This is a genomic window from Arachidicoccus terrestris (assembly GCF_020042345.1).
Taxonomy (GTDB): domain Bacteria; phylum Bacteroidota; class Bacteroidia; order Chitinophagales; family Chitinophagaceae; genus Arachidicoccus; species Arachidicoccus terrestris.
The window spans coordinates 4,098,080-4,122,974 of record NZ_CP083387.1 but is presented as its reverse complement, the minus strand read 5'-3'; the positions used below and the strand labels follow the sequence as shown (position 1 = coordinate 4,122,974).

Sequence of the window (24,895 nt, the reverse complement as noted above, 5' to 3'; positions counted from 1 at the left end):
GCAAAACTTTCTAAAAAATGGCGAAACTGGTGACCATATATGACTCTGTCAGTCTTTCTGAAATTTATATTGCACAGGCAAAACTTGAACAGGCCGGTATTCTCTCTTTTACCAAAGACGAGCGACTGCACCAGACCGCTCCTTATCTATCCTCCCTGACCAATGGTATTCAGTTACAGGTAGCCACAGATGATCTTGATTCGGCCGTGCAGATCCTGCAACAGGCTGGCATACTGATTCCTCAGGTTGAAAAGAAAGATAATTTCACCAAACGGCTCAAATGGATATTTTTAGCGGTATTAATTGCGGAGCTGCTTTATTTACTTATCAAAAACAAAGTCGTTTGAACTAACCTGCAGTAGCTTCGGGCAGTCAAAGCTTTTTTATTAGCCAGCAAAAAATATTTGTCTGGTATTCAAAGATAGTTATCTTTGCAGCCCGTTAAAATGCCTTTGCATTTAAAACACCGGAAATTGCGGATGTGGCGAAATTGGCAGACGCACTAGACTTAGGATCTAGCGCCGCGAGGCGTGTGGGTTCGACTCCCTCCATCCGCACACACCGTCTTACCCTTTTAAGACGGTTTTTTTTTAATTTTTAATCACCTCGATAGGGCGGGGCGCAGCTGTTCAAACATGGCAACAATTACTAGAGAGAATATCGCACCATTAAACGATAAGCTCGTTGTAACACTAAAGAAAGAAGATTATCTACCCGCTGTTGATAAAAGCATTAAAAATTATGCTAAAACAGCCAATATTCAGGGATTCCGTAAAGGAATGGTTCCCGCCGGGCTGATTCGCAAAATGTACGGTCCCGGTATTTTCCAGGATGAGGTACTTAAGACAGTGGATAATGAACTGAACAAATATATTGCTGAGGAGAAGCTTGCTATTTTAGCACAGCCTATCGCACTGGAACAAAAAGAGCTGGAACTCAATTTCCAGGACCCTAAAGATTACAATTTTGAATTTGAGATCGGTCTTCAGCCTGAAGTTAACATCGATCCTAAATCGATCAACGTGACCCGTTATCAGATCGAAGTCACCGATCAGGCTCTTGAGGAAGAGCTGGAAAGACTTCGTCAGCGTTACGGCAACTATACTACACCGGAGACCATCGAAGATGAAAAGACGATCATCAGCGCAGAAATTGCTATCGATGGACAGGAGCCCGAACCAGCCGCCGAAGGTGAAGAACCTGCAAAGCCAACCGATACAGCCATCACTTTAAAGGATATCGCTAAAGGACAGCAAAAAGAATTCAAAGGGAAGAAAATAGGTGATAAAGTCACCGTACAGCTGGATAAAGCCTTCAAAGGCGAAATTCTGGAAAGAGTGTTAGGTGACTTAAAATTAGATAAAACCGATAAAGAAAACGGTAAGAAGACCGCTACTTTAACCATCACAAAAATCGGCTTTCTGGAAGAAGCTCCTTTAGATGAAAAACTCTTTGATCAGGTATATCCTGGAAAGGACATCAAGACAGAAGAGGATTTCAAAACTGCAATAAAGGCAGACATAGAAAAATATTATGCACAGCAGGCCAGCGGTCAAATCCATGATCAGATTTATCATTACCTGACTGACCATGTCAGCCTGGATATGCCAGAACCCTTTTTGAAACGCTGGATGAAAGTAAGCAGCGAAGGTAAGAAAACGGACGAAGATATTGACAAGGACATTGTAGATTTCAAAAAACAATTACAATGGGCATTGATCTCCTCAAAACTCAGCAACGATAATGAGATCAAAGTGGAAAATGAAGAGTTAAAAGACTTTGCCAGACATCAACTTATGAGCTATCTGGGCGGTCAGATGAGCCTTCAGGGCAATGAGGCCTGGATCGAAGATTATGTCAATAAGATGATGGGTGACAGAAAATTCATTGAAGACGCACATGGTCAGGTTCGTATCGGCAAACTCTTCGAAGCATTGGAAACCCAGGTAACGGCTAAAGATCAGCCTATTGCTGAGAAAGACTTCACCGAAATGGTACAGAAGCATCAGCATGAGCATCATCATTAATCAGCAAGAGACTTTACTGTAAGAAAGTAAATTCCTTCAATATACAAAATGGCGGTTAATACCCTTCAACTAGTATTAGCCGCCATTTTGTATTTCGGAAGGGCTGCCTTTTTGTCGGTCATTTATATGCTGCACGAAGTTTGGAATAGATTTACGTGTTAAACCTCTACGGAATAGCAAAAATTGAATATCTTCAAACCTTAATATTAATATTTATGGACATAGGAAAAGAATTTGAAAAATATGCTGTAAAACATCAGGGTATCAGCAGTAATACCATGCATCAGTACAAAGGGCAGTTTACCGCACTCACGCCATATATCATTGAAGAACGCCCCATGAATGTGGCGTCCATGGATGTCTTCAGCCGTCTGATGATGGACCGCATCATCTTCTTAGGAGAAGGAATCAATGATTATGTTGCCAATATCATCACTGCACAGCTTTTGTTTTTAGATAGCGTCGATCGGACCAGGGACATCCAAATGTATATCAATAGCCCGGGAGGTAGCGTTTACGCCGGTCTGGGTATCTATGATACGATGCAGTTCGTTTCACCGGATGTATCCACAATCTGTACGGGTATGGCCGCATCCATGGGTGCCGTACTAATGGCCGCCGGTGTGAAAGGTAAGAGAAGCGCGCTGAAGCACAGCCGTATTATGATCCATCAGCCCAGCGGAGCCATCGGAGGACAGGCCTCTGACATCCAGATCACTGCCCGGGAAATTCGTAAAATCAAAAATGAACTCGATAATATAATTGCCGAGCACAGTGGCAAAGATCCAGCACAGATCGCCAAGGATAGGGACCGTGATTTCTGGATGACTGCTCAGGAAGCTAAAGAATATGGACTGGTAGACGAGGTCTTAATTTCAAATCCCAACAAATCTAAAACAGCCTAATTATCGAAAACGTAATTAGCTAAGCGCATTAAGCCAATTAAATTATTGAAAAATGAATACACATTATAAATCTCCCTATATTATACGTCAAGAAGATGATGATGAAAATGAGCCAGACATAAAACCCGGTGCCGGCGAAGAACAGAAATCCTCTTTGCTGCTCAAAAAACAGGAACAACTTTTCCTGGAGAAAAGATCGGTCTATCTCTGGGGCATGGTAGATGACAAATCTGCCCGTGACATTGTCAACAAACTGCTCATTCTGGAAGCCGATAAACCAGGTGAGGAAATCAAGTTTTTTATAAACAGTCCGGGAGGTGTCGTGACCAGTGGTATGGTTATTTACGATACGATTGAAATGATCTCATCTCCTGTCAGCACAATCTGCATGGGGCTGGCTGCCTCAATGGGGTCTATACTGCTCAGTGTAGGAGCCAAAGGGAGGCGTTTTGTCTATCCCCACGGTGAGATTATGATTCATCAGCCCAGTATCGGCGGCTATTTTCAGGCAACTTCAGCAGATATTGAGATACAGGCCGAACAAATTGAAAAAACCAAGCTCATGGGTGCGCAGCTACTCGCCAAAAATTGTGGCAAAACCGTTGAGCAAGTACTAAAAGACTTTGACAGAGATTTCTATATGGACGCAGAGCAAGCTGTTACCTATGGCATTGTAGACGCGGTACTAGAAAAATTATAATATTTCGAACGTTAAAAAACACAGGAAGACCGCTGTTTGCAGCGGTTTTCTTAATTTTGCATAATAGTTGCAGCGTAAAACTGCTGTCAACTGATAATGGATTTGCAATTATGGCTAAAAACTTACATACACACTGTTCATTTTGTGGCAGGCCCAGAGAGGAAGTAAAGATGTTGATTTCTGGTATCGATGCAGATATCTGTGACCAATGCATTCAGAATGCGGGAGAGATCATTGAGCAGGAATTTGAATTTGAAAAAACGCACCAAGGGCAAAACACGCCAGGTAGCAATGACGCCAAACTAGAGCTTAAGACGCCTATTGAGATCAAGAAGTTTCTGGATCAATATGTAATTGGTCAGGAAGATGCGAAAAAAATCCTGTCCGTGGCTGTCTACAATCACTACAAACGCGTGACACAAAAAGTTCAAAATGATGATATTGAAATTGAGAAAAGCAATATTATCATGATTGGAGAGACCGGTACAGGAAAAACACTGCTGGCCAAGAGCATCGCCAAGATGCTAAATGTCCCGTTTGCAATTGTAGATGCAACCGTATTTACCGAGGCAGGTTATGTCGGTGAAGATATTGAAAGCATGCTGTCCCGTCTTCTGCAGAACTGCAATTATGACGTTCCATCTGCTGAAAGGGGGATTGTTTATATTGATGAGATCGATAAGATTGCCCGTAAAAATGATAATCCTTCAATCACTCGTGACGTCAGCGGTGAAGGTGTGCAACAAGGCCTGCTGAAAATGTTAGAAGGTACTGAAGCGCTGGTACCTCCTCAAGGAGGCAGAAAGCACCCCGAACAGAAAATGGTTAAGATCCGGACCCAGAACATTCTATTTATCTGTGGCGGGGCATTTGATGGCATTGACAGAATCATTGCCAGAAGAGTCAATACTAACGCCATTGGTTTCAATGTAAATAAAGAGCAGCAGGAAGAACAAAAGAAGAACTTATTACAGTTCGTTAATCCGCAGGACTTAAAGTCTTTTGGCTTGATTCCGGAACTGTTGGGGCGTCTACCGGTAGTTACACACCTGGACCCGTTGGATAAGGCGACCTTACGTTCAATTCTTACAGAACCTAAAAACAGCTTAATTAAGCAATATACCCGTCTGTTTGATATGGAAGGAGTGAAGTTGGTTGTTGAGAAAGAGGCGTTGGATTTTATTACAGAGAAAGCACTCGAATTTAAGTTGGGAGCCCGTGGCCTGAGAAGCATCTGTGAAAGTATTTTAACCGAAGCTATGTTTGAAATTCCGGGAACTAACAAGAAAAAATTCACCGTAACGCTGGATTATGCCAGGCAGCAATTTAATATTAGCAAATTAGGCTCTATGAAAGTAGCTTAATAATCAGCTCATTAAAGCATAAAACATAGAAAGGAAGCAACTTATGCAAATTTTCTTGGAAAAACAGCCGGGAAATTTTAATTTTGCACCCAAATTATTTTATAAAATACACGGCAAAATCCGTGTTGCCTAAAACATTCATTATTATGAAAAAAGGTATCCATCCCGAAAATTACCGTTTTGTCGTATTCAGAGACATGAGTAACGGTGTTGAATTTTTATCTAAATCAACGGCTGCCTCCAGCGAAACCACAGAATTTGAAGGTGTGGAGTATCCAGTAATCAAACTGGAAATTTCAAATACATCTCACCCTTTTTATACTGGTAAAAACGTATTGGTTGACACCGCCGGTCGTATCGATAAATTCAACAAACGTTACGGTAAGAAAAAATAACAGTATTGAAAAGGGAAACCTTTTTAAGAATTATAAAAAGAACCGCTGTAATATGCTCATCGCATGAACAGCGGTTCTTTTTTATTGTTACTCTAAGGCTGCCTGTTCTCATCAGGTCTTGACTGAGGCAAAGCAGCGCTTTAAAACTCTACGAACTGACAGCATATAAGTGGCCGACAAGGTAAAGGCTTGAACTACCCGGCCAAATGCATCTCAGGATCGGGCAATTCTTTTGGTTTCGTTTTCTTTCCTTTATAGCTATAAACAGTATAACTGCATACCAGCTTAGCCGTGTATTTAGCCACAAAACACCCTACCAGCATAGGTATAAATAATTCAAAGCCGTTATTAACCAGGTTACAGGTTAAAAATACCGAGGTCAACGGTGCGTGGATCGCTGCACTCAACATCGCACCACCACCAATTAAAGCAAAATTCAAAGGGCTTAAATGAAGGCCAAAAAGCTGATTGCTTACCAAAGCGACAAACATTCCGAATACGGCCCCCCCAATAATCGAAGGCGCAAACACACCGCCGTCTCCGCCAGCTCCCAGTGTTAATGAGGCCACCAGAGGTTTGAGCAAGGAAATACAAAGAATGGTCAGTGCAAAGGGGATAGAAAATGATCGCTCCTCAATACGTGAAAGCAGCTCTGGAAATGCATGATAAGAGTCTCCGTAGAGCTGCGGGAATGCGAGGATAGCCAGTCCGACAAGAACGGCTCCCAAGTTTACACGGATAAAATTATTACTGATACCTCCGAACTTTTCCTTAATAAATATGACAGATTTAGTAAAATAAACCGCCAACAGCCCTGCGATGGCGCTTAATATCAGCAAAAATGGGATGGCACGCATTTCCCATCCAGAGACAGAAAGCTGCTTGAACAGCATTTCATTTTCTACCAGGGACATAAAAAGCCAGGACACAAAAATGGAGCAAAAGCAACTCAGCAGTATCGTCTTAGATACCCGCCGGGCAATAACCTCAACAGAAAACAACAAGCCGGCCAGGGGGCTTCCAAACAGCGTGGCAATACCGGCAGCCACACCTGCGCAGATCAGTTCCGTCTTATGCGCTTTGGCGACAGATGCTTTTTTTCTGGCAACAGCGCCTACAGTTGCAGTAGCGACTACAGTAGACACTTCCACACCAGTAGAACCCCCAAAAATAACTGTTAAGAAGCCATTAATATAGTGAGAGGGTATCTTATAAGCAGGCAGCTCGTTGCGTCTCTCTTCAATCGTATGATAGATTTCTTTGATCCCTTTATTTTGTTTATTCTTAAAGGCGTATTTACGCAAAAAATAAATCAAAGTGATCCCGATTGATGGCAGAATAATAAATATCCATGGGAAGCCATGCGCTTTGTCCAGAATACCTTCTTCGTAATAAGCCGTAATTCGCTTTAAAGAATCCGCAAGAAGGGTAGAAGCCAGTCCAACTGCCAGTGAAGCTACAATGAGTTTTGCATAATTGATGGTAAGTACTTCTTTGCGCATCCGTTTTATTTAATGTCTTATAAGAGCCATTTACTTGATAATCAAGCTGCCATAGTATAGAATTATACCCAAAGCGCTGCAAAATTAAGACATAAAAACCACTTTAACCAGAAATTAGCGAATCTTGGCAATCACTTTAAAAACAAGCATTCGTGTGTAGACGTCCACTTTATAAGCCAACGTATAGCTGCTTGACACAAATCCGCCTGGCTGTAAAAAAACAAACGGGAACGGGGCATTCAGATCCATTAAAACAGTTTTGGAGAAGTGGGGCCAGCAGACGGCGTTTTGCCCAAGTGGAGATAGGCCTTTTCTGTCGCTTCCCTGCCCCGGGGTGTTCTTTGAATAAATCCTTCCTGTATCAGGAAAGGTTCGTAGACTTCCTCTAACGTACCGGGCTCTTCTCCCACAGCAGTAGCAATTGTAGTGATCCCTACAGGACCGCCTTTGAATTTCTCGATAATGGTTGAAAGGATACGATTATCCATATCATCTAATCCATCCTCATCAACATTCAACGCGTTTAAAGCATGACGGGTGATGCCAAGATCGATCTGGCCATCATTGAGTACCTGTGCAAAGTCCCGGACCCTGCGTAAAAGGCCATTGGCGATCCTGGGCGTGCCGCGGCTACGCCTGGCGACTTCAGCCGCTGCCTGGTCATCAATTTTTGTATGGAGAATAAGGGCACTTCTTTTGATGATCTTTTGTAGCGTGTCTGCATTATAATACTCCAAACGGCTCTTAATCCCAAATCTGGAAAGCAGCGGCGCAGTCAGTAAACCGCTGCGTGTGGTAGCACCCACCAGCGTGAAAGGATGAATCGATAATTGTACGCTGCGGGCATTCGGACCTGAATCGATCATAATATCAATCCTAAAGTCCTCCATAGCTGCATAGAGATATTCTTCTACCACCGTACTTAGCCGGTGAATTTCATCAATAAACAACACATCTCCCGATTCCAGGCTAGTAAGCAATCCAGCCAGATCTCCCGGTTTCTCTATCACCGGACCTGAAGTCTCTTTGATATTTACGCCCAGTTCATTAGCCACAATTCTGGAAAGTGTCGTTTTGCCGAGGCCCGGAGGACCATGAAAAAGAATGTGATCCAGCGCTTCTCCTCTTATTTTTGCCGCCTTGATAAAAATGCGGAGATTCTCCACGAGCTGCGGTTGACCGGAAAACTCGTCGATTTCTTTGGGCCGGATGGTATTCTCAAATTCCCGGTCCTTAGGGTTCAGCTCGGTGGCGTCTGCGTTTAAATTCGGGTTAGACATGGGTGTAAAGTTATATGGAAAAACGCAAAAGTTAAAAGTAATTGTAGCGTCAGGTCAAAACTTGGAAAGTTGGGCACTTTGGGGCAACTTTGTAGGAAGAGCTTGTAGTCTGTAAGGCTTACAATCTATTCATAATTTAAAAACGCCATTAACAATATGAAATATCAATTATTAGGCAGGTCGGGGCTTAAAGTATCTGAGCTTTGCCTGGGAACCATGGGATTTGGAACTGCGGCCGGATGGGGAGCTGACCTGGCGGATTCCTTTGCCATTATGGACAAGTTTGCGAAAGCTGGCGGTAATTTCATTGATACCGCCAATATTTATAAGTTAGGGGAGAGTGAGTCGATTATTGGTAAATATTTTGCCAACGAGCAAGTAGATCGTGATTATTTTGTCCTGGCCACCAAATATAGTCTAAAAGATAATGAAACCAACCCGAACGCCAGCGGTAACAATCGCAAAAATCTGATGCGCAGTGTGGAAGGCAGTCTAAAACGGTTGGGTACGGATTTCATAGATCTGCTTTATTTGCATATTTGGGATGATCTGACACCTATTGAAGAGGTTATGCGTGGCCTGGATGATCTGATCCGCCAAGGCAAGGTGAACTATGTAGCTATCAGTGACACACCGGCGTGGGTCGTAGCGAAAGGCAATACGTATGCTGAGCTCATGGGCTGGAGTCAGTTTGTCGCATTACAGGTGGAATACAGCCTGCTGCAACGTAGCCCTGAAAGAGATCTGATTCCCATGGCCAGGCATTTTGAAATGAGCCTCTTACCCTGGGCGCCACTGGCAGGTGGTGCGCTGACCGGTAAATACCTGAAAGGAGACCCGGGCAGGATTAAACCGGACAGTAAAAGGCTCAATGAAAATAGCGTAAGAATTACCAAAGAAGTCATGGATATTGCTGATAAATATGGTGTACCTGCATCAAGTGTCGCTCTTGCCTGGGTGAGACAACAATATCAAAAGTGTATTCCAATAGCCGGCGCCACCAAAATGGATCAACTGGCAGAAAATTTGCAATCTCTGGAACTGGAATTAGAGCCGGCCTTTCTGCAAAGGCTAAATGATGCCAGCCAGATTGAGCTGGGTTTTCCAGGCGAATTTTTCCAGGAGGCGGGTGTCCGTAAAAATAATTTTGGAGGGTTTTACGATCAGATTATCAAGAGATAGCTACAGGAACAGGTAATTGTGTACAATCCTTTATTTTCGCTTCTATTCTTATTTTAATTTAAACACTGAATTTGGCAACAAATATTTATACAGTTATTATGGCCGGCGGTATCGGCAGCCGATTTTGGCCCAGCAGCCGCACAGCCAGGCCCAAACAATTTATTGACATATTGGGCACTGGCCAATCGCTTATGCAAATGACTTGGGATAGAGCCAGGCACTTTTCGGCACCGGAGCAAATCCTGGTATTGACCAACCAGCTCTACGAGGGATTAGTAGCAGATCATCTTCCTGAAATCCTGAAAAAAAATATTCTTACAGAGCCTTCCAGAAATAATACAGCGCCCTGTATTGCTTATGCGGCTTTCAAACTTTATAAGAAGGACCCCGACGCTATCATGGTCATCCTGCCTTCTGATCACCTCATTTTGAAGGAATCCGAGTATGAAGAGAAGATCAGAACAGCCATATCTTTTGTAAAAGATAAGGAAGCCCTACTGACACTGGGCATTCAACCAACGCGCCCCGATACCGGATACGGATACATCCAGTTTGAGAAGAAGGCCGACAACGACAAAGTACTGCCGGTCCAGTCTTTCAAAGAGAAGCCGGACCTCCGTACTGCACAGTCCTATCTAGATAGCGGTTCCTATCTCTGGAATGCGGGAATCTTTATCTGGAAGGCCGGGGATGTCATCAATGGATTTAAAAAGTTCCAGCCGGAACTATATGCACTGTTCGCAAGTGGTATGGATCTGTATAATACGGACCAGGAAGCGGCATTTATTCAGCAGCATTACAAAGAAGCGCCCAAGATATCAATCGATTATGCATTAATGGAAAAAGCCAATAATGTCTATACGGTACCAGCCGATATTGGTTGGAGTGATCTGGGCACCTGGGCTTCCCTTTGGGATATTAAAGAAAAGGATGAACAAAACAATGTACTGATTTCACAGGATCGTATTATACTCACCGGGACCGATGGTTGTATCATCTCGAAGGAACCGGAAAAGCTAGCTGTAATAGATGGCCTCTCTGACTATATTGTGATAGATCAAAAAGATGTGCTTTTAATTTATCCCAAAAGCAAGGAACAACAAATTAAAAATGTAATTGCCAGGTTGGAGCAAGATAGCGAAGCTAACAGGTATTTGTGAAACTTGCCTTAATTTAGCCTGCTCATCCAGCGAAAATCTTTTGAGCAATTCAAAATATTAAAAATCATTTACGCCTCATGCAAGTCTCTTCAGCAAATGCGCTTTCTCAGTTTAAAAATAAAGTGGGCATACGCTTTCAATTGTATAACAGTCTTTTTACCTCGCTTCCTTTTCACCGGATAGAAAAAACAGGGGTTTTACTGTCTTTATTTTTGATTCACTGTGAAGAGGGATTTAAGAAAGCAAAAAGCCCGGAAGAGATCATCGATAGCTTCTTGCAGCAGTACACAAACTACCCTGAAGGAAGAGAACAATTAGATCTGCTGTTTCGCTTTATTCAGTACGCAGAAAGGCAGGTTGTATTATTTGATGCACTGGAAGATGCCTCCTTTGATTCCATCCAGGACCTGAAGGGGCAGGGGACAATGCGGCATCTGGCTTCCGAAGTTGTTCAACAGGAAAAACAAGATGAACTGGCAAAAAAAGTAGAAGATTTTTCAGTCAGACTTGTACTTACCGCTCACCCCACTCAGTTTTATCCCGGTGAGGTACTGGGAATCATTAATGACCTATCCAAAGCCCTGGTTAAAAGTGATACGCAAAATGTCAATGTTTATTTGCAACAGCTGGCCAAAACACCTTTTTTGAAAAAACAAAAACCCACACCATTTGATGAGGCCATGAGCCTGATCTGGTATTTGGAAAACGTGTTCTACCAGGCGAGCGGCAAGATCATTGAACAACTTAAAACTCAGTTTCCCGATATCATGGAAAATGATAACAATGCATTGATCCATATGGGGTTCTGGCCAGGAGGCGACAGAGACGGCAATCCGTTTGTAAGAGCGGACACGACACTACAGGTGGCAGAGCAATTACACAAAGCCATTCTACATTGTTATTATAAAGATATTCGTCGCATGAAACGGCGCCTGACCTTTAAAGGTGTAGAAGATGTTATCGCCGAGCTGGAGAAGAACTTTTATGCTTTACTTTTTGACCAGAATAGCTCAATTCAAATTACACAGAGTGGCTTGATAGGTACATTAAAATCTATTCGCAGTACAGTTATTGAGCAACATAACGGCATGTTTGTTCAACTCATTGATGACTTGATCGGCAAGATCCAGATCTTCGGTGTTTATTTTGCCACTCTTGATATAAGACAAGACAGCAGTCAACACAAAAGACTTATGACATACCTTAGTGAGCACGAGCTAGGGCTGCCTGCTGGCTATAATGAGCTTTCTGAAAAAGAGAGAATTAAGGTCCATGAAAATATCCAGGATGTTATTGATCCGGATCTTATCAATGATGAACTTCTTCAGGATATCTTCCAGTCCATGCAAGCAGCCAAAACCATTCAGGAGCGCAACGGTGAGGAGGGTTGTAATCGATATATCATTAGTCACTGCATGACTGCACTGGATATGATGGAAGTATACGGCATGCTTAAGATGAGCGGCTGGCAACAGAAAGAATTAAAAATGGATATTGTCCCTCTTTTTGAAACCATTGAGGATCTGCAAAATGCAGCCGGTGTTATGGAGGAACTCTATTCAAATAAAACATACAGAGCGCATTTAAGCAACAGAGGCAATATCCAGACCATAATGCTAGGGTTCTCTGACGGTACCAAGGATGGCGGTTATCTGATGGCTAACTGGTCTATTTACCAGGCCAAGGAAGCGCTCACGGCCATCTCTCGCAGCTATGATCTTGATGTTGTCTTCTTTGACGGACGCGGCGGTCCTCCGGCAAGGGGCGGCGGCAAGACCCATAAATTCTATGCATCAATGGGTAACAAGGTTTCCAATAAAGAGATTCAATTAACCATTCAGGGACAAACCGTTAGTTCTAATTTCGGCACGGTGGATTCAGCGAAGTTTAATATTGAGCAGCTGTTGAATGCGGGTATTGCTAATGATATACTATCCTCTTCCAGGCGCACGATGACAGCCGAAGAAGAGGAGGTGTTTAAAACACTTTCCGAAATCAGCTTTGAAGCCTATTGTTCCTTGAAAAACCATCCTTCCTTCCTGGATTATCTGTCTTATGCCAGTCCGCTCAGGTTCTACGGTGCAACGAACATTGGTAGCCGCCCGACAAAACGAAATGCAGCAAAATTAACCTTAGATAGCCTGCGAGCCATCCCATTTGTGGGGTCCTGGAGCCAATTAAAGCAAAACGTCACCGGTTATTATGGTGTAGGAACTGCACTATTGGCCATGGAAAAAGCAGGGCGTTTTAATGAAGTCAGGGCGTTATATAAAAATTCTTTATTCTTCAGGGCACTTATTGAAAACAGTGAGATGTCCATGAAAAAATGTTTCTTCCCGTTGACAAAATTCCAATCCACGCATCCAAAATATGGAGAGCTTTGGAATATGGCCTATGAAGAATATCTGCTCTCAGAAAAGATGGTATTAAAACTTACAGGTAACTCTGAATTAATGGAAAGCTATCCAGTAGAATCATTATCCATCCAGATGCGTGAGCGAATCGTGCTTCCTCTGTTAACTATCCAGCAATATGGCCTCGCTAAACACCATAAGTTGGAAAACGGCGACAGGGAGAGCGAGCTAATCTCTGTATACGAAAAATTAATCATGCGATGCTCTTTTGGTATTATCAATGCCGGCAGAAACTCCGCCTAGGCCATCTGGACTGTTCTAAGCAAAGTTGAAGGACATATTATTTAAAAGCCAGTTACGACGCAACTCAGCGTAGGTAACTGGCTTTTAAATAATATTTGTCTACGGGAAGATGTTACAATAAATAGCTACCAACAAGAATTGCAGCAGATGAGCGACCCATATTGTCCGGCTGCCCGATATATAGCCGGCTATTTTGTCCGTTTTATCCCCCAAAGCGGGTATTTACTGCAACAATTAATAAAGGCCTCGCAATATTAAGTGATTCCTTAACATCTGAAGGTGTAACTTCGAAAGCAAACATTGTTTCTGTCATGGGGGCGCCATAAAATGCAGTTCCGGGAAGCAATATGTGTATACCTATAAAATTATTTATTATGAAACGTTCCGCTACGGCCGTCTGGAAAGGGTCTATCAAAGAAGGATCCGGCGTTCTTACCACAGACAGCAAAACCTTAGACAATACACAATATTCCTTTAAGTCCCGTTTTGAATCGGGCACGGGTACCAATCCGGAAGAGCTGATCGGAGCGGCCCATGCTGGCTGCTTTGCCATGGCGCTAAGTCTTCAGTTAGGCCAGGCAGGGTTCACGCCATCTTCACTGGAGGCGACGGCCACCGTGACGATGGACACGGATAAACTGGAAATCACCCATTCTGATATTGTTCTGAAGGCAAAAGTTCCATCCATTACCGATGATCAGTTTCAGCAAATTGCAGCTGGCGCTAAGGCGGGCTGCCCCATCAGCAAATTATTAAAAGCAGAGATCAGCCTGCAGGCTACACTGATTCCATAAAGAAGATATCTCTCTTTGAGCAAGACCGGCCGCACCTTTCTTTTTCATTAATGAAAGGTGCGGTCGCTTTTTTACGGTCAAAAAAAACGGGAAAAGAAAACGTGATAGGCAGCGAGCATCGGACCTTAAATTTTCCGGAATGAATAGTTGAACCAGTCCATTCATCCATCCGTTGTATGTGTGTAATGTATTTAGACCAAATTTTACGTCATGAGAATCTAAAATTTTAAAGACTATTTTCGACAGGGCTATTAAATTGCCCGCCTCAAAGTTGGGGCAATAGCCTCATCGGAGTCTTTACTACTGCCTCCGGCTAAACCATGATAACCCAATGTTGCTATCTGGCTTTGTTTGGCTAATGTCTACGGAATAGTCGTTACAATCGGCGGCGCTGGATGTTACTTCGGATAGGATAGGTGGTTCCCAAATACCCTCATTAAACAATTGAAAGTAACGAATCTAAACAGAAGCGGGAAATAACATGTTTTGATAAAATCTATCAGTCGCCAGTAAAATACCAAGCAACATTATTGATCCAGTGGTGGGGCGACCTAATAACATCCCTGGTGTTGATCATCGATAATCAATCTGGAAGGCATTATTGACATGGCATTGCTTTGTCGATATTTTGATGTTGACAATATAGCGGTGCCCCTAAGCAATATGTCATAGTTTGTTCAGCACCTGGCTGACTGTAACTGCTTTTTGTAATCACTTGGAGACATACCAGTTAATTTTTTAAACGTATTAGAAAAATAGGAGAGGTTCTCAAACCCGGTTTCATCGCAGATTTCAGATAACCTCATCCGGCTGGTAGCCATCAGGTACTGGGCTCTTTCTATACGTTTTTCATTTATATAAGCAATGGGCCGCATCCCTGTATATTTTTTAAATTGTCTTGAAAAATAATCGACGTTCTGATGTGCTCTGGCTGCCAGCTGTGTAACAGATAGCTCCAACCGCAGATTAGCTAATATATAGTTCAGGGATTGGATAATTTTGATGGGAATGACCTGAGCATTATGACTTAATGTTGTATTCAGGTTTAGGAACCTGGATATTACTTGCATCAAGATACCCTGGGTCTCTAAATAGGTATTGAGGCTTTGTTTGTTATTCAGCTCCTGGTATTCATTATAATAAATATCCTTCTCATATACCATAGGGTTATCGGACCGGTTGATACCCCTTCCTGGATTAATGGCTAGTAACTGATTAAATAATTGTACATCTAACGCTGTCGCTTTTATTTTAAAAACTGACCTGTTATTCGCGAACATGGATATTCCATGCGTGGATTCTTCAAAGAACTGGACAAAAAATTGACTAAGGTCGTTTTTGCAACAAAGATTACACATCGTGAAACTTGGAATCATATATAGAAACCCTGGTTCCAACTTCACCGTCTGCAAAAAATCTGAGATTTCTCCCTCACCACCGTCTATATAATAGATTCTATAATAGGGGCTCAGTATGTTACGGTAATTCCATTTGGATGTCAACTGTACATAATCAACGTTGAGCAGCGAAAATGTATATTGTAGCGTACGTTTAATCATATAGTCAAATTTAAAAAAAATTAAGGTTGATCCTATTTTTAAAGAAATTTTTTAATGGCGAAAGTCGGATTTGAACAAAAAAAGGTCTATTTAATATAAATTCTATGACTTAATTTATTCTAATTTTGATCTTGTTGTTCTTTTAAGTCGACGAAAGTGAGACACTAACGTTGATTTAATACCGCTTTAGACTTGTTCTTGGCTTAATGACGATGATTTGAATTGACTTATAGTGACAGGAGAGCGGCCATGCAAGAAATTTACACCAAATTTTTGACCGTATCTATTGACAAATATGGGCAAGGGCAACGACCGATCAAACATATAAACGAGAACGGTTTTGAGCACCGGGCGTTATAGTAACCGGACAGGTTCACATAGGAATATAGAATGATTCAAGTAGCAACGACCCTGTCCCGAAAATAGATTATTTTCAGTTTATTCATGGCAAATTAGCGATACCTGATGTAAAAGAATGTCTGTTGCTTTCAGTGAACGTCGGTTTGTACCTGTTAAGTCCAATGCATTTTATCAAGCATATAAAACATAAATTTAGTTTAAATGGAAAGGAGAACTGTAATTAAAACCTTGGCCGCGGCTCTTCCCGGTCTATTTTTTGTCAAAAAAGGTACTGCATTAAAAGGCCTCGGCAACTTCGGCGAAGACCTTATTGCAAATGGCCCCTTTAAACCTAATTGGGATTCCCTTCAGCAGTATAAAGTACCGCAGTGGTTCCGGGACGCAAAGTTTGGTATTTGGGCCCATTGGGGACCACAGTGTGAACCGGAACATGGTGACTGGTACGCACGTGGAATGTATGAAGAAGGTTCTGACGATTATAATTTTCATTGTAAAAAGTACGGCCACCCTTCCAAATTTGGATTTAAGGATGTTATCAATAGCTGGAAAGCGGATCAATGGGATCCTGAAGAACTCGTTTCTTTATATAAGAAAGCCGGAGCTAAGTACTTTATGGCTCTGGCAAACCATCATGATAATTTTGATTTATATGACAGTAGCTATCAGCCTTGGAACGCCACTAAATTCGGCCCCCGAAAAGATCTGATCGCCGGGTGGGCCAAAGCCGCGAAAAACAACGGGCTGATTTTTGGCGTGAGTGTCCACGCCGCCCATGCATGGAGTTGGTATGAGACGGCGCAGCGTGCCGATAAGTCCGGACCGTTAAAAGACGTTCCTTATGATGGGCGTATAGACAAAAAGCAAGGAGTCGGAAAATGGTGGTATGAGTATGACCCTAAATCGGACCTATATGCACAAAACCATCCGCTGAGTGAGAACAGCCAGGACAACGGCATGATCCACAAACAGTGGAACTGGGGAAATGGGGTCACACCTCCTTCAGCGGCTTACTGTGAAAAGTTTTATAAACGTACCATAGAACTGATTGATAAGTATAACCCGGAATTGGTCTACTTTGATGATACGGTTCTTCCTTTTCATCCCATAAATGACAAGGGGCTTCGAATCGCGGCGCACCTTTATAATAAGTCCATTAAAGACAATGGTAAATTGACCGGAGTCGTCACGGGTAAGATCCTGGATGAACAGCAGCGCAAATGTATGATCTGGGATATCGAACGAGGGCAGAGCAATGAAATTGAACCACTCCCTTGGCAGACAGACACCTGTATTGGCAACTGGCATTATGATCGCCGACTTTATGACAATAACGGCTATAAAAGCGCTAAAACTGTCATTCATATCTTGGTGGACGTCGTGAGTAAAAATGGGAATCTGATGCTCAATATACCTGTCCGTGGTAATGGAACGATTGATGATAAAGAAAGAAAAATCGTTGAAGCTATCGGAGATTGGATGGCGATAAACAGCGAAAGTATCTATTGTACGCGTCCATGGAAATATTACGGAGAAGGGCCAGCCATTGAGTCAGCGGCGCCATTGAGCGCCCAAGGGTTCAATGAAGGCAAAGGAAAACCCTTTGGTCCCCATGATTTTCGGTTTACCCAAAAAGGAGAGACACTCTATGCTACAATGTTAGGCTGGCCGACAGATGGAACCGCTTTTATTAAAAAGCTGGCTAAAGGCGTGGGAGTCGGAGTCGTAAAATCCGTTCAATTACTAGGCGTCGATAACAAACTGCAATTTGAGCAAACGACTGAAGGATTAAAAGTCGAGTTATCCGACCCTGGTAGCTTAAAAGAAGCCTTTGTTTTTAAGATTTCAGGAGCGATCGTTTAATGTGCCTGAATAGTTATTGTTGCATCAGGGCATTTCAAATAGATTGATAGCCCGTTTGGTTTTTACACAGCTTACTAGCTTTTGATGATAGCATGAATCGTAAAACATCAGATGCGTTAGACAATATTTGGGGTAATCGTTGAGGGAAGTGGTATTGGTTGTCTTTAGACAGTATCCTAAAGATGGTTAAGATGGATTTGTCGGGTGAGTTATATAGAGCAGCAGGTTTCGATACCTTCCAGAAGTTTTACACGAATTTGAAATTCTTTAAAGACGAGTCGCGCCATGCTGCCGCATATAGATGCGACAGAATTGTCTCATTTATCATTATAATGGCAAAATAGACATCAGGGCTGGAGATGTCGATATTGATTACTTTCACTAAATATGGCCGACGCATGCGACGGTCTGGCTAGAAAATATCATTTCTAATATCATTATTGATTTGGGCAAATTCCGGTGCACTCACGTAGCTGGAATTATAACGGAATCGTAGATTGGTCGTGATTCCGATCTTAAACTGGCTTTGCCCATAGATTTTTCTGGGAAAATAAATAGCCTTGAGCTCAATGGTGCCAAATACCAGATTTTCGTTACGGGTACGAATTCCTCCTCCGAGACCATAATAAAAATGAGATGGATCAATGCTGAGTTCCGTAGGTTCTATCAGTGAAAAATCCCCCGTTAAAAATGGGGCAAAAGAAAAACCGAAGACTTTTCCGGGAGCAAAGAAGATCGTTTCGCTTCTAAGCGTCAATCTTCGTTTTGCCTGTATAGAATCCTGCCGGAAATCCTGTAGCCCGAATGCATTATTGATGCGTAAAGGCTCTGCGATCGATGTATTGAACTGACTGGTATAACTTAACCGCATAAACTGACGCACCTTCAACTGGCGAAGCCGTATCAAACGACTATATAAGGAAGATCCAAGCAAAATACTTCCATCCTCCAGACCACCCCTGAAATACGTTCCCGCCCGTAGGAACAATTGAATGATATCTCCTTTTTCTGTGTAAGCATACCGATTCGCATCTAGGCCTATATAAGGTCTGGACAAATCCTTAATTCTGTACCATCCTCCTGTCAAAGAGAAATTATACCCATAGGGGATATCCTCTGTGGCACCAAAACCCAGGATGTAGCGCGTCTTAAAGAATTTTTGTTTAAATAGTGTGAACTTGGTTAAAAATGCCTGACGATCATTGAGCTTGGCCACATACCGTCCGGCAAATTGCGCTGGGCTCTCTTTAAAATTATAATTAAAATACCTGAAACTGACTACCTTTCTCAGTGGCACTTCTGTTGACTGGAGATGTCTGCGGGCACCAAAATTATAACCGAAGGCCATATCCATCATTTTATAGTGATATTTATAAAAAGCGGAGTCTGGCTCTACAAAGGGTTCAAAACTATGTTCCGACCATGCGTTAGTCATATGCAGAAAACCGAAAGTCCTTGCATACTGAGAATACAATGGCCGATCCAGATTTAGAAAATAAGAGCGTTCATTTTTCTTATAATTATAGAGATTACGACCAATGTCGGCATAACCGCCACTTACGTTGACAAAACTATTAAGTACATTATATTTTTCGTAGCGTATATCCATTCCATATTTAGGTTTTCGTTCGGGGTCATGAAACCCTGTCACCTCCAAGGATTGTCCAAGGCCCATCAGATTCTCGTCACCAATGGTAATTTCCTGATGGTCCAAGTCAAAACTTGACATTTCACCTGTCAATGAGAACAAGTCCTTGGTTACCACAAGCAAATCAACAGAATCGGATGCCGGATCAATGGTTTTGACAAGTATTCTGGCATCCCGGATAAAATTCAGATTACGCAAATACCGTTCATTGTCCGCAATAATGGCCGGGCTGAGCGGCTCATCTTCATGGATAAACAGATTATTTCGGATTACCCAGGTCTTGGAGTTAGCGTGCAAATTGTTCAGGATCCGGGTACCAAAATATCGGATTTTAGTGGCCGTATCCGAAAAGCTTTTCTCAAAACCAAACTGCCGGACTTCAATATGGCGGATAATCTTACCTGCATAAGGTTGATAATAATTCTCAATACGGCTATGATAAGCGATGGTTTTATCTGTAGTATCACGCGGATGGCGGCGTTTAATAGCATCATACCCCTTTTTAATCCATTTACCAAAGCGAGACCTTTGATGAATTTTAGGGATCGTGTCTATGGCCGAGACGGTATCAAGTAAAGGAACGGTATCCGCACTGCTTTGAGCAAGAACTCTTGCACTCAGCAGGCAGCAAAACAGCGTTATTACTAAAAACGATGTTCTCCTAATGCTTCTTGTCGCTTTCAACTCCACCACCCAAAATATCAAATCTTTCCCATTTAATCACTTAAGGTCGTAAATTATTCATATAGGATCCGGCTCTTTTGTTGTAAACGGGATTTTTCCAAACAAATTTCACAAAATCTACTATTTAAATTTCTGAATATAGAAATTTCTGATTAGCTTTGCGTCAATGTTTAAAAAAGCACATACACATCACCATCATTTCTTATTCAACGGGTAAGTTGTACGGTTTTGTGTATATTCATAATAAAACTTAGTCAAGGCTTACCGGTTTCGGTAAGCCTTTTTTGTATTCTTTAATAAACTTGTTTAAAACCACCATTAAATCAAAAAAAGATGGTCCTTAAATTAGCCATTCAAAAATCCGGCAGGTTACACGAAGATTCAGTAAAACTGCTTAAGGAATGTGGCATTGAAATCAATAACAACGTCAAAAATCAATTAAAAGCGACAGCTGCCAATTTTCCGCTGGAAGTTTTTTTCCTAAGAGATGACGATATTCCGCAATATGTCGAGGACGGTGTCGCCGACATTGGTTTTGTAGGAGAAAATGTCGTTTACGAGTCCTGCAAAAAGGTGAAGGTGGCCGAACTTTTAGGATTTGGTAAATGCCGACTTTCTATTGCGACGACGAAAACAGATATATACACAGGGCCCGGTTTCCTGCAAGGGAAAAAAATCGCGACCAGCTATCCTGTTCTCGTTCAGCAGTTCTTGGACAAAAACAACATTCAGGCCGAAATCCATGAGATCAGCGGCAGTGTAGAAATAGCTCCCAGCATTGGCCTGGCCGATGCCGTTTGTGACTTGGTCAGCAGCGGATCTACGTTATTTATGAATGGGTTGAAAGAAACCGAGATTATTTTGCAATCCCAGTCAGCCTTGATTCAAACGCCTGAGTTAAGCCCTGAAAAACAGCAAATCCTCCAAAAGCTATTGTTCCGTATCCAGACAGTTAAAAAAGCAAAAGGCAAAAAATATGTCTTGATGAATGTCCCGGGCGATAAGCTGGAAAAAGTGATCACCATGCTACCAGGCATGAAAAGTCCTACTGTACTGCCGCTGGCAGAAGCAGGCTGGAGTAGCATCCATACGGTGCTTAGCGAGAACGAATTCTGGGAACATATTGAAGAGATCAAAGCTGCGGGTGCAGAGGATATACTGGTCCTGCCCATTGAAAAAATGATTGTTTAAAAACAAGATACAGCCTCTATTTCATTATTATACAATGCAAAAGATAAAAACATATATAGCACCGGCCAGATCTGAATGGTCGCAAATCATTCAGCGACCTCAGTTGGATCACTTAAGTCTGGTGGGCAAAGTCACAGATGTCCTGGAAGCCATTAAAAAAGAGGGCGATCAGGCGGTAAGGCAATTTACGACTACTTTTGATGGTGTTCAACTGGAGGACTTTTCTGTTTCAGAAACAGAATGGGCTGAAGCAGAGACAGTTGTTTCTTCCAAGTTAAAAACAGCCATTCAGACTGCAGCCACCAATATTGAAACCTTTCATAAATGTCAAATATCGGATATAAAGCCCCTGGAAACACAATCTGGGGTCGTATGTTGGCGCAAAAGTGTTGGTATAGAGAAGGTCGGGCTTTATATTCCAGGTGGATCGGCGCCATTGTTTTCTACTATTTTGATGCTGGGCATTCCGGCCAGGCTGGCCGGCTGTAAAGAAATTATACTTTGTACTCCTCCCGATAAAGCCGGCAAACTCCACCCTGCCATCTTGTTTGCGGCAAAGCTGGTTGGCATTAGAAAGGTATACAAGATTGGTGGCGTACAAGCTATTGGCGCCATGGCCTTTGGGACAGAGACGGTTTCCAAAGTTTTTAAAATATTCGGCCCTGGCAATCAATATGTCACTTGTGCCAAGGAACTTGTCCAACGTGCTGGCACCGCTATCGATATGCCCGCCGGTCCAAGCGAAGTACTGGTACTCGCAGACCAGAGTGCCAACCCCATATATGTAGCGGCTGATCTACTGTCTCAGGCCGAACATGGGCCGGACAGTCAGGCACTGCTGATCACAACCTCCCAGGAATTGGCTGCTGCAGTCGAAAAGGAAGTTGTGAGCCAACTCGAAGATTTGCCTCGCAAAGCTATTGCCGAAAAAGCTTTAGCGCATAGCAAAATCATTGTTTTGAGTGACATGGAGCAGGCTATCGAGCTTTCCAATGCTTATGCAGCGGAGCATCTTATCATTTCGACGCTGGATCCTGAACGGGTAGCCAGCAACATCATCAATGCAGGTTCTGTTTTCCTGGGTAATTACTCACCGGAAAGTGTTGGAGATTATGCCAGTGGTACCAACCACACGCTGCCCACCAATGGCTATGCTACTGCGTACAGCGGTGTTAGTCTGGACAGCTTCGTGCGAAAGATTACTTTTCAGAAACTGACCCCTGCAGGGCTCTCAGAAATAGCAGATACCGTCATTACCATGGCAGAAGCTGAAGGGCTTCGGGCACACGCACTCGCTGTGTCCAGACGTTTAAAAGAGGTGGAAAAACAATAACCTGTTAAAATTATTAATCATATATTATATGCCCCGTTTTAATATAGAAGATCTTACAAGAGAAAACATTAAAAAACTCGAGCCTTATAGCTCCGCCAGGGATGAATTTTCGGGCAAAGCATCCGTTTTTCTGGATGCCAATGAAAATAGTCTGGGATCACCACTTATTAAATGGTATAACCGGTATCCGGATCCCCATCAGGCAGCGCTGAAAGCCGCTATTAGCCAAATCAAAAAAATAGATGCTCGAAATATATTCTTAGGTAACGGCTCAGACGAATGTATTGATGTGCTTTATCGCAGCTTCTGCCGGCCGGGGATCGATAATATTATTATCTGCCCGCCTACCTACGGCATGTACGAGGTCTCTGCACATATCAATGATATTGAAGTCCGGGAAGCACCATTACTGGATGACTTTCAATTAAACCTGGCTCATCTGGAAAATCTAATAGACACGAACACTAAGGTTATATGGATCTGTTCTCCGAATAACCCGACTGGCAATGCAATAAACAGAGAAGATATTGAGATGACGCTTAATAACTTTAACGGGTTAGTTGTTGTTGATGAGGCTTATATTAATTTCTCCCGTCAAAAATCCTTTATTAGGGATCTCAGCGATTATCCCAACTTGGTTGTATTACAAACCTTCTCCAAAGCCTGGGGATTGGCCGGCCTTAGATTAGGGATGGCTTTTGCAGATAAATCCATCATCGATATCATCAACAAAGTCAAACCGCCCTATAATATCAATCAGGCGACACAGGAACTGGCGCTCAAAGCAGTTGAAGAAGTAGGCCAGGTCAACGATATGATCAAAGAGATTGTCTCCATGAGAGAGGCCATGGCTGAGGTGCTTGGAAGAATTCCGATCATACAGAAAGTGTACCCGTCAGATGCCAACTTCCTGCTTGTCAAAACCGATCAGGCAAATAAAGTATATGACTATCTGGTATCCAGAGAAATAGTGGTCCGTAATAGGTCTGGTGTTATGCTATGTGAAGACTGTCTGCGTATCACTATTGGTACAGAAAAAGAAAATACCATTTTAGTAGATGCCTTGGCTGATTATATGGATACACTGTAATCATTTAAATTCATCAAAATTGAGCGCTGTTTTCTTAGTAGCTTAAACATTAATAATAACATGAAATCTGTATTATTTATCGATCGTGACGGCACTATTATTCAAGAGGCCCCACCGACTTATCAGATAGACAGCTTTGAAAAACTAGTCTTCTATCCCGAAGTTTTTACGTACCTGGGCCGTATTGCCCGGGAATTGGATTTTGAGCTCGTTATGGTATCCAACCAGGACGGTTTGGGAACCGATAGTTTTCCGGAAGATAATTTTCATCCGGTGCAGAATTTCATCGTTGATACTTTAAAAGGCGAGAAGATCCTATTTGAGGACGTTATCATTGACAAGACCTTTGCCAAAGATAATCGGCCTACCCGTAAACCTGGAACGGCACTATTGACCAAATATATCGACAATCCGGCCTATGACCTCAAAAATTCATTTGTCATTGGCGATAGGATTACCGACGTCCAGCTGGCAGCTAATTTAGGCTGTAAAGCTATCTGGCTGAATAATGATGAAGCGTTGGGGGCAGGAGAGATCAGCGATAGAGAAGCCTTAGCAAACGCAACTGCACTAGCGACTGGAAAATGGGAAGATATTTACCGGTTTCTAAAGTTAAAGACCAGACAAGCCCGCCATGAGCGGTCCACCAGTGAAACGAAGATATTTATAGATATCAATCTAGATGGAAAAGGCAATTCTGATGTCCACACAGGCCTTGGTTTCTTTGATCACATGCTGGATCAGATCGCCCGCCATGGTAATATTGATTTAACCGTAAAAGTGGATGGTGATTTGCATATTGATGAGCATCATACCATTGAGGATACGGGTATCGCATTAGGCGAAGTCTTTACGAAACTTCTGGCAGACAAAAGAGGGATGGAACGCTATGGGTTTGCCCTGCCCATGGATGACAGCGAGGCTAAAGTACTGATTGATTTTGGCGGGCGGAGTTGGATCAACTGGAATGCTGAATTTAAAAGAGAGAAAGTAGGGGATATGCCCACTGAGATGTTTTTCCATTTTTTTAAATCCTTCAGTGATGCTGCAAAATGCAATCTAAGTATTGCCTGCAAAGGCGATAATGAGCATCATAAGATCGAGGCTATTTTTAAGGCATTTGCCAAAGCAATTAAAATGGCCGTCAAAAGAGATCCGTTAAGTGATGCGCTGCCCAGCACCAAAGGCGTTCTGTAATTTCGGA

General features: G+C 42.6%; 19 protein-coding genes and 1 tRNA gene. 16 read left to right on the top strand and 4 right to left on the bottom strand.

What is annotated here, in order from left to right:
- Window positions 1–17: 17 nt before the first annotated feature.
- The 7 genes from K9M52_RS16025 (at window position 18) to K9M52_RS15995 (ending at window position 5,391) form a co-directional block, all read left to right on the top strand.
- Entirely contained in the window at window positions 18–347 is a 330-nt protein-coding gene (locus tag K9M52_RS16025) for a putative signal transducing protein (protein ID WP_224069443.1), read from the top strand.
- Between the two features lie 128 nt (window positions 348–475).
- A tRNA-Leu gene (locus tag K9M52_RS16020) sits at window positions 476–557 on the top strand.
- Between the two features lie 78 nt (window positions 558–635).
- Entirely contained in the window at window positions 636–2,027 is a 1,392-nt protein-coding gene (gene tig / locus K9M52_RS16015) for a trigger factor (RefSeq protein WP_224069442.1), read from the top strand.
- Between the two features lie 215 nt (window positions 2,028–2,242).
- Window positions 2,243–2,932 carry a ClpP family protease gene (locus tag K9M52_RS16010; RefSeq protein ID WP_224069441.1) on the top strand — a complete coding sequence of 230 codons (690 nt, stop codon included), beginning with the start codon at window positions 2,243–2,245 and terminating at the stop codon, window positions 2,930–2,932.
- 52 nt (window positions 2,933–2,984) lie between these two features.
- Entirely contained in the window at window positions 2,985–3,632 is a 648-nt protein-coding gene (locus tag K9M52_RS16005) for a ClpP family protease (RefSeq protein WP_224069440.1), read from the top strand.
- A 110-nt stretch (window positions 3,633–3,742) separates the two neighbouring features.
- Entirely contained in the window at window positions 3,743–4,996 is a 1,254-nt protein-coding gene (gene clpX, locus K9M52_RS16000) for an ATP-dependent Clp protease ATP-binding subunit ClpX (RefSeq protein ID WP_224069439.1), read from the top strand.
- A gap of 146 nt (window positions 4,997–5,142) precedes the next feature.
- Complete coding sequence (locus tag K9M52_RS15995) at window positions 5,143–5,391, top strand: type B 50S ribosomal protein L31 (protein ID WP_224069438.1); 249 nt, start codon at window positions 5,143–5,145, stop codon at window positions 5,389–5,391.
- A 194-nt stretch (window positions 5,392–5,585) separates the two neighbouring features.
- On the opposite strand, the gene K9M52_RS15990 is transcribed toward K9M52_RS15995, so the two are convergent.
- The gene (locus K9M52_RS15990; protein WP_224069437.1) at window positions 5,586–6,893 is read right to left on the bottom strand and encodes a chloride channel protein; all 1,308 of its coding nucleotides are present in this window, start codon (window positions 6,891–6,893) and stop codon (window positions 5,586–5,588) included.
- A 248-nt stretch (window positions 6,894–7,141) separates the two neighbouring features.
- Window positions 7,142–8,173 carry a Holliday junction branch migration DNA helicase RuvB gene (ruvB, locus tag K9M52_RS15985; protein WP_224069436.1) on the bottom strand — a complete coding sequence of 344 codons (1,032 nt, stop codon included), beginning with the start codon at window positions 8,171–8,173 and terminating at the stop codon, window positions 7,142–7,144.
- Between the two features lie 156 nt (window positions 8,174–8,329).
- Here ruvB and K9M52_RS15980 point away from each other — a divergent pair, with 156 nt between their 5' ends.
- From K9M52_RS15980 to K9M52_RS15965, 4 genes are all read left to right on the top strand, one after another.
- Window positions 8,330–9,355 (top strand): aldo/keto reductase, encoded by a 1,026-nt coding sequence (locus K9M52_RS15980; RefSeq protein ID WP_224069435.1) that lies wholly within the window; start codon window positions 8,330–8,332, stop codon window positions 9,353–9,355.
- Between the two features lie 71 nt (window positions 9,356–9,426).
- Window positions 9,427–10,515 carry a mannose-1-phosphate guanylyltransferase gene (locus K9M52_RS15975; protein ID WP_224069434.1) on the top strand — a complete coding sequence of 363 codons (1,089 nt, stop codon included), beginning with the start codon at window positions 9,427–9,429 and terminating at the stop codon, window positions 10,513–10,515.
- A gap of 77 nt (window positions 10,516–10,592) precedes the next feature.
- Entirely contained in the window at window positions 10,593–13,172 is a 2,580-nt protein-coding gene (locus K9M52_RS15970) for a phosphoenolpyruvate carboxylase (RefSeq protein WP_224069433.1), read from the top strand.
- A gap of 374 nt (window positions 13,173–13,546) precedes the next feature.
- Complete coding sequence (locus K9M52_RS15965) at window positions 13,547–13,966, top strand: OsmC family protein (RefSeq protein ID WP_224069432.1); 420 nt, start codon at window positions 13,547–13,549, stop codon at window positions 13,964–13,966.
- Window positions 13,967–14,643: 677 nt separating this feature from the next.
- Here K9M52_RS15965 and K9M52_RS15960 read toward each other — a convergent pair.
- Window positions 14,644–15,525 (bottom strand): helix-turn-helix domain-containing protein, encoded by an 882-nt coding sequence (locus K9M52_RS15960; RefSeq protein ID WP_224069431.1) that lies wholly within the window; start codon window positions 15,523–15,525, stop codon window positions 14,644–14,646.
- Window positions 15,526–16,086: 561 nt separating this feature from the next.
- Between K9M52_RS15960 and K9M52_RS15955 the strand changes: the two genes are divergently transcribed.
- On the top strand, window positions 16,087–17,745 hold the full coding sequence (locus K9M52_RS15955; protein ID WP_224069430.1) for an alpha-L-fucosidase: 1,659 nt from the start codon (window positions 16,087–16,089) through the stop codon (window positions 17,743–17,745).
- A gap of 412 nt (window positions 17,746–18,157) precedes the next feature.
- Here the strand turns inward: K9M52_RS15955 and K9M52_RS15950 are convergent, their stop codons facing one another.
- A complete protein-coding gene (locus tag K9M52_RS15950; protein ID WP_224069429.1) occupies window positions 18,158–20,098 on the bottom strand; it encodes a hypothetical protein in 1,941 nt (646 codons plus the stop codon).
- A 312-nt stretch (window positions 20,099–20,410) separates the two neighbouring features.
- Here K9M52_RS15950 and hisG point away from each other — a divergent pair, with 312 nt between their 5' ends.
- The 4 genes from hisG to hisB are packed head-to-tail and all read left to right on the top strand — an operon-like array spanning window position 20,411 to window position 24,888.
- A complete protein-coding gene (gene hisG / locus K9M52_RS15945; RefSeq protein ID WP_224069428.1) occupies window positions 20,411–21,268 on the top strand; it encodes an ATP phosphoribosyltransferase in 858 nt (285 codons plus the stop codon).
- A gap of 34 nt (window positions 21,269–21,302) precedes the next feature.
- Window positions 21,303–22,601 carry a histidinol dehydrogenase gene (gene hisD / locus K9M52_RS15940; protein WP_224069427.1) on the top strand — a complete coding sequence of 433 codons (1,299 nt, stop codon included), beginning with the start codon at window positions 21,303–21,305 and terminating at the stop codon, window positions 22,599–22,601.
- Between the two features lie 28 nt (window positions 22,602–22,629).
- Window positions 22,630–23,691 (top strand): histidinol-phosphate transaminase, encoded by a 1,062-nt coding sequence (gene hisC / locus K9M52_RS15935; RefSeq protein ID WP_224069426.1) that lies wholly within the window; start codon window positions 22,630–22,632, stop codon window positions 23,689–23,691.
- Window positions 23,692–23,751: 60 nt separating this feature from the next.
- Window positions 23,752–24,888, top strand: a complete 1,137-nt coding sequence (hisB, locus tag K9M52_RS15930) for a bifunctional histidinol-phosphatase/imidazoleglycerol-phosphate dehydratase HisB (RefSeq protein ID WP_224069425.1) — start codon at window positions 23,752–23,754, stop codon at window positions 24,886–24,888.
- Window positions 24,889–24,895 lie beyond the last annotated feature (7 nt).

Excerpts from the sequence above, each read along its gene's own strand:
- K9M52_RS16025 (WP_224069443.1), top strand. The coding sequence starts at position 18 with ATGGCGAAACTGGTGACCATATATGACTCTGTCAGTCTTTCTGAAATT.
- tig (WP_224069442.1), top strand. The coding sequence starts at position 636 with ATGGCAACAATTACTAGAGAGAATATCGCACCATTAAACGATAAGCTC.
- K9M52_RS16010 (WP_224069441.1), top strand. The coding sequence starts at position 2,243 with ATGGACATAGGAAAAGAATTTGAAAAATATGCTGTAAAACATCAGGGT.
- K9M52_RS16005 (WP_224069440.1), top strand. The coding sequence starts at position 2,985 with ATGAATACACATTATAAATCTCCCTATATTATACGTCAAGAAGATGAT.
- clpX (WP_224069439.1), top strand. The coding sequence starts at position 3,743 with ATGGCTAAAAACTTACATACACACTGTTCATTTTGTGGCAGGCCCAGA.
- K9M52_RS15995 (WP_224069438.1), top strand. The coding sequence starts at position 5,143 with ATGAAAAAAGGTATCCATCCCGAAAATTACCGTTTTGTCGTATTCAGA.
- K9M52_RS15990 (WP_224069437.1), bottom strand. The coding sequence starts at position 6,893 with ATGCGCAAAGAAGTACTTACCATCAATTATGCAAAACTCATTGTAGCT.
- ruvB (WP_224069436.1), bottom strand. The coding sequence starts at position 8,173 with ATGTCTAACCCGAATTTAAACGCAGACGCCACCGAGCTGAACCCTAAG.
- K9M52_RS15980 (WP_224069435.1), top strand. The coding sequence starts at position 8,330 with ATGAAATATCAATTATTAGGCAGGTCGGGGCTTAAAGTATCTGAGCTT.
- K9M52_RS15970 (WP_224069433.1), top strand. The coding sequence starts at position 10,593 with ATGCAAGTCTCTTCAGCAAATGCGCTTTCTCAGTTTAAAAATAAAGTG.
- K9M52_RS15965 (WP_224069432.1), top strand. The coding sequence starts at position 13,547 with ATGAAACGTTCCGCTACGGCCGTCTGGAAAGGGTCTATCAAAGAAGGA.
- K9M52_RS15960 (WP_224069431.1), bottom strand. The coding sequence starts at position 15,525 with ATGATTAAACGTACGCTACAATATACATTTTCGCTGCTCAACGTTGAT.
- K9M52_RS15955 (WP_224069430.1), top strand. The coding sequence starts at position 16,087 with ATGGAAAGGAGAACTGTAATTAAAACCTTGGCCGCGGCTCTTCCCGGT.
- hisG (WP_224069428.1), top strand. The coding sequence starts at position 20,411 with ATGGTCCTTAAATTAGCCATTCAAAAATCCGGCAGGTTACACGAAGAT.
- hisD (WP_224069427.1), top strand. The coding sequence starts at position 21,303 with ATGCAAAAGATAAAAACATATATAGCACCGGCCAGATCTGAATGGTCG.
- hisC (WP_224069426.1), top strand. The coding sequence starts at position 22,630 with ATGCCCCGTTTTAATATAGAAGATCTTACAAGAGAAAACATTAAAAAA.
- hisB (WP_224069425.1), top strand. The coding sequence starts at position 23,752 with ATGAAATCTGTATTATTTATCGATCGTGACGGCACTATTATTCAAGAG.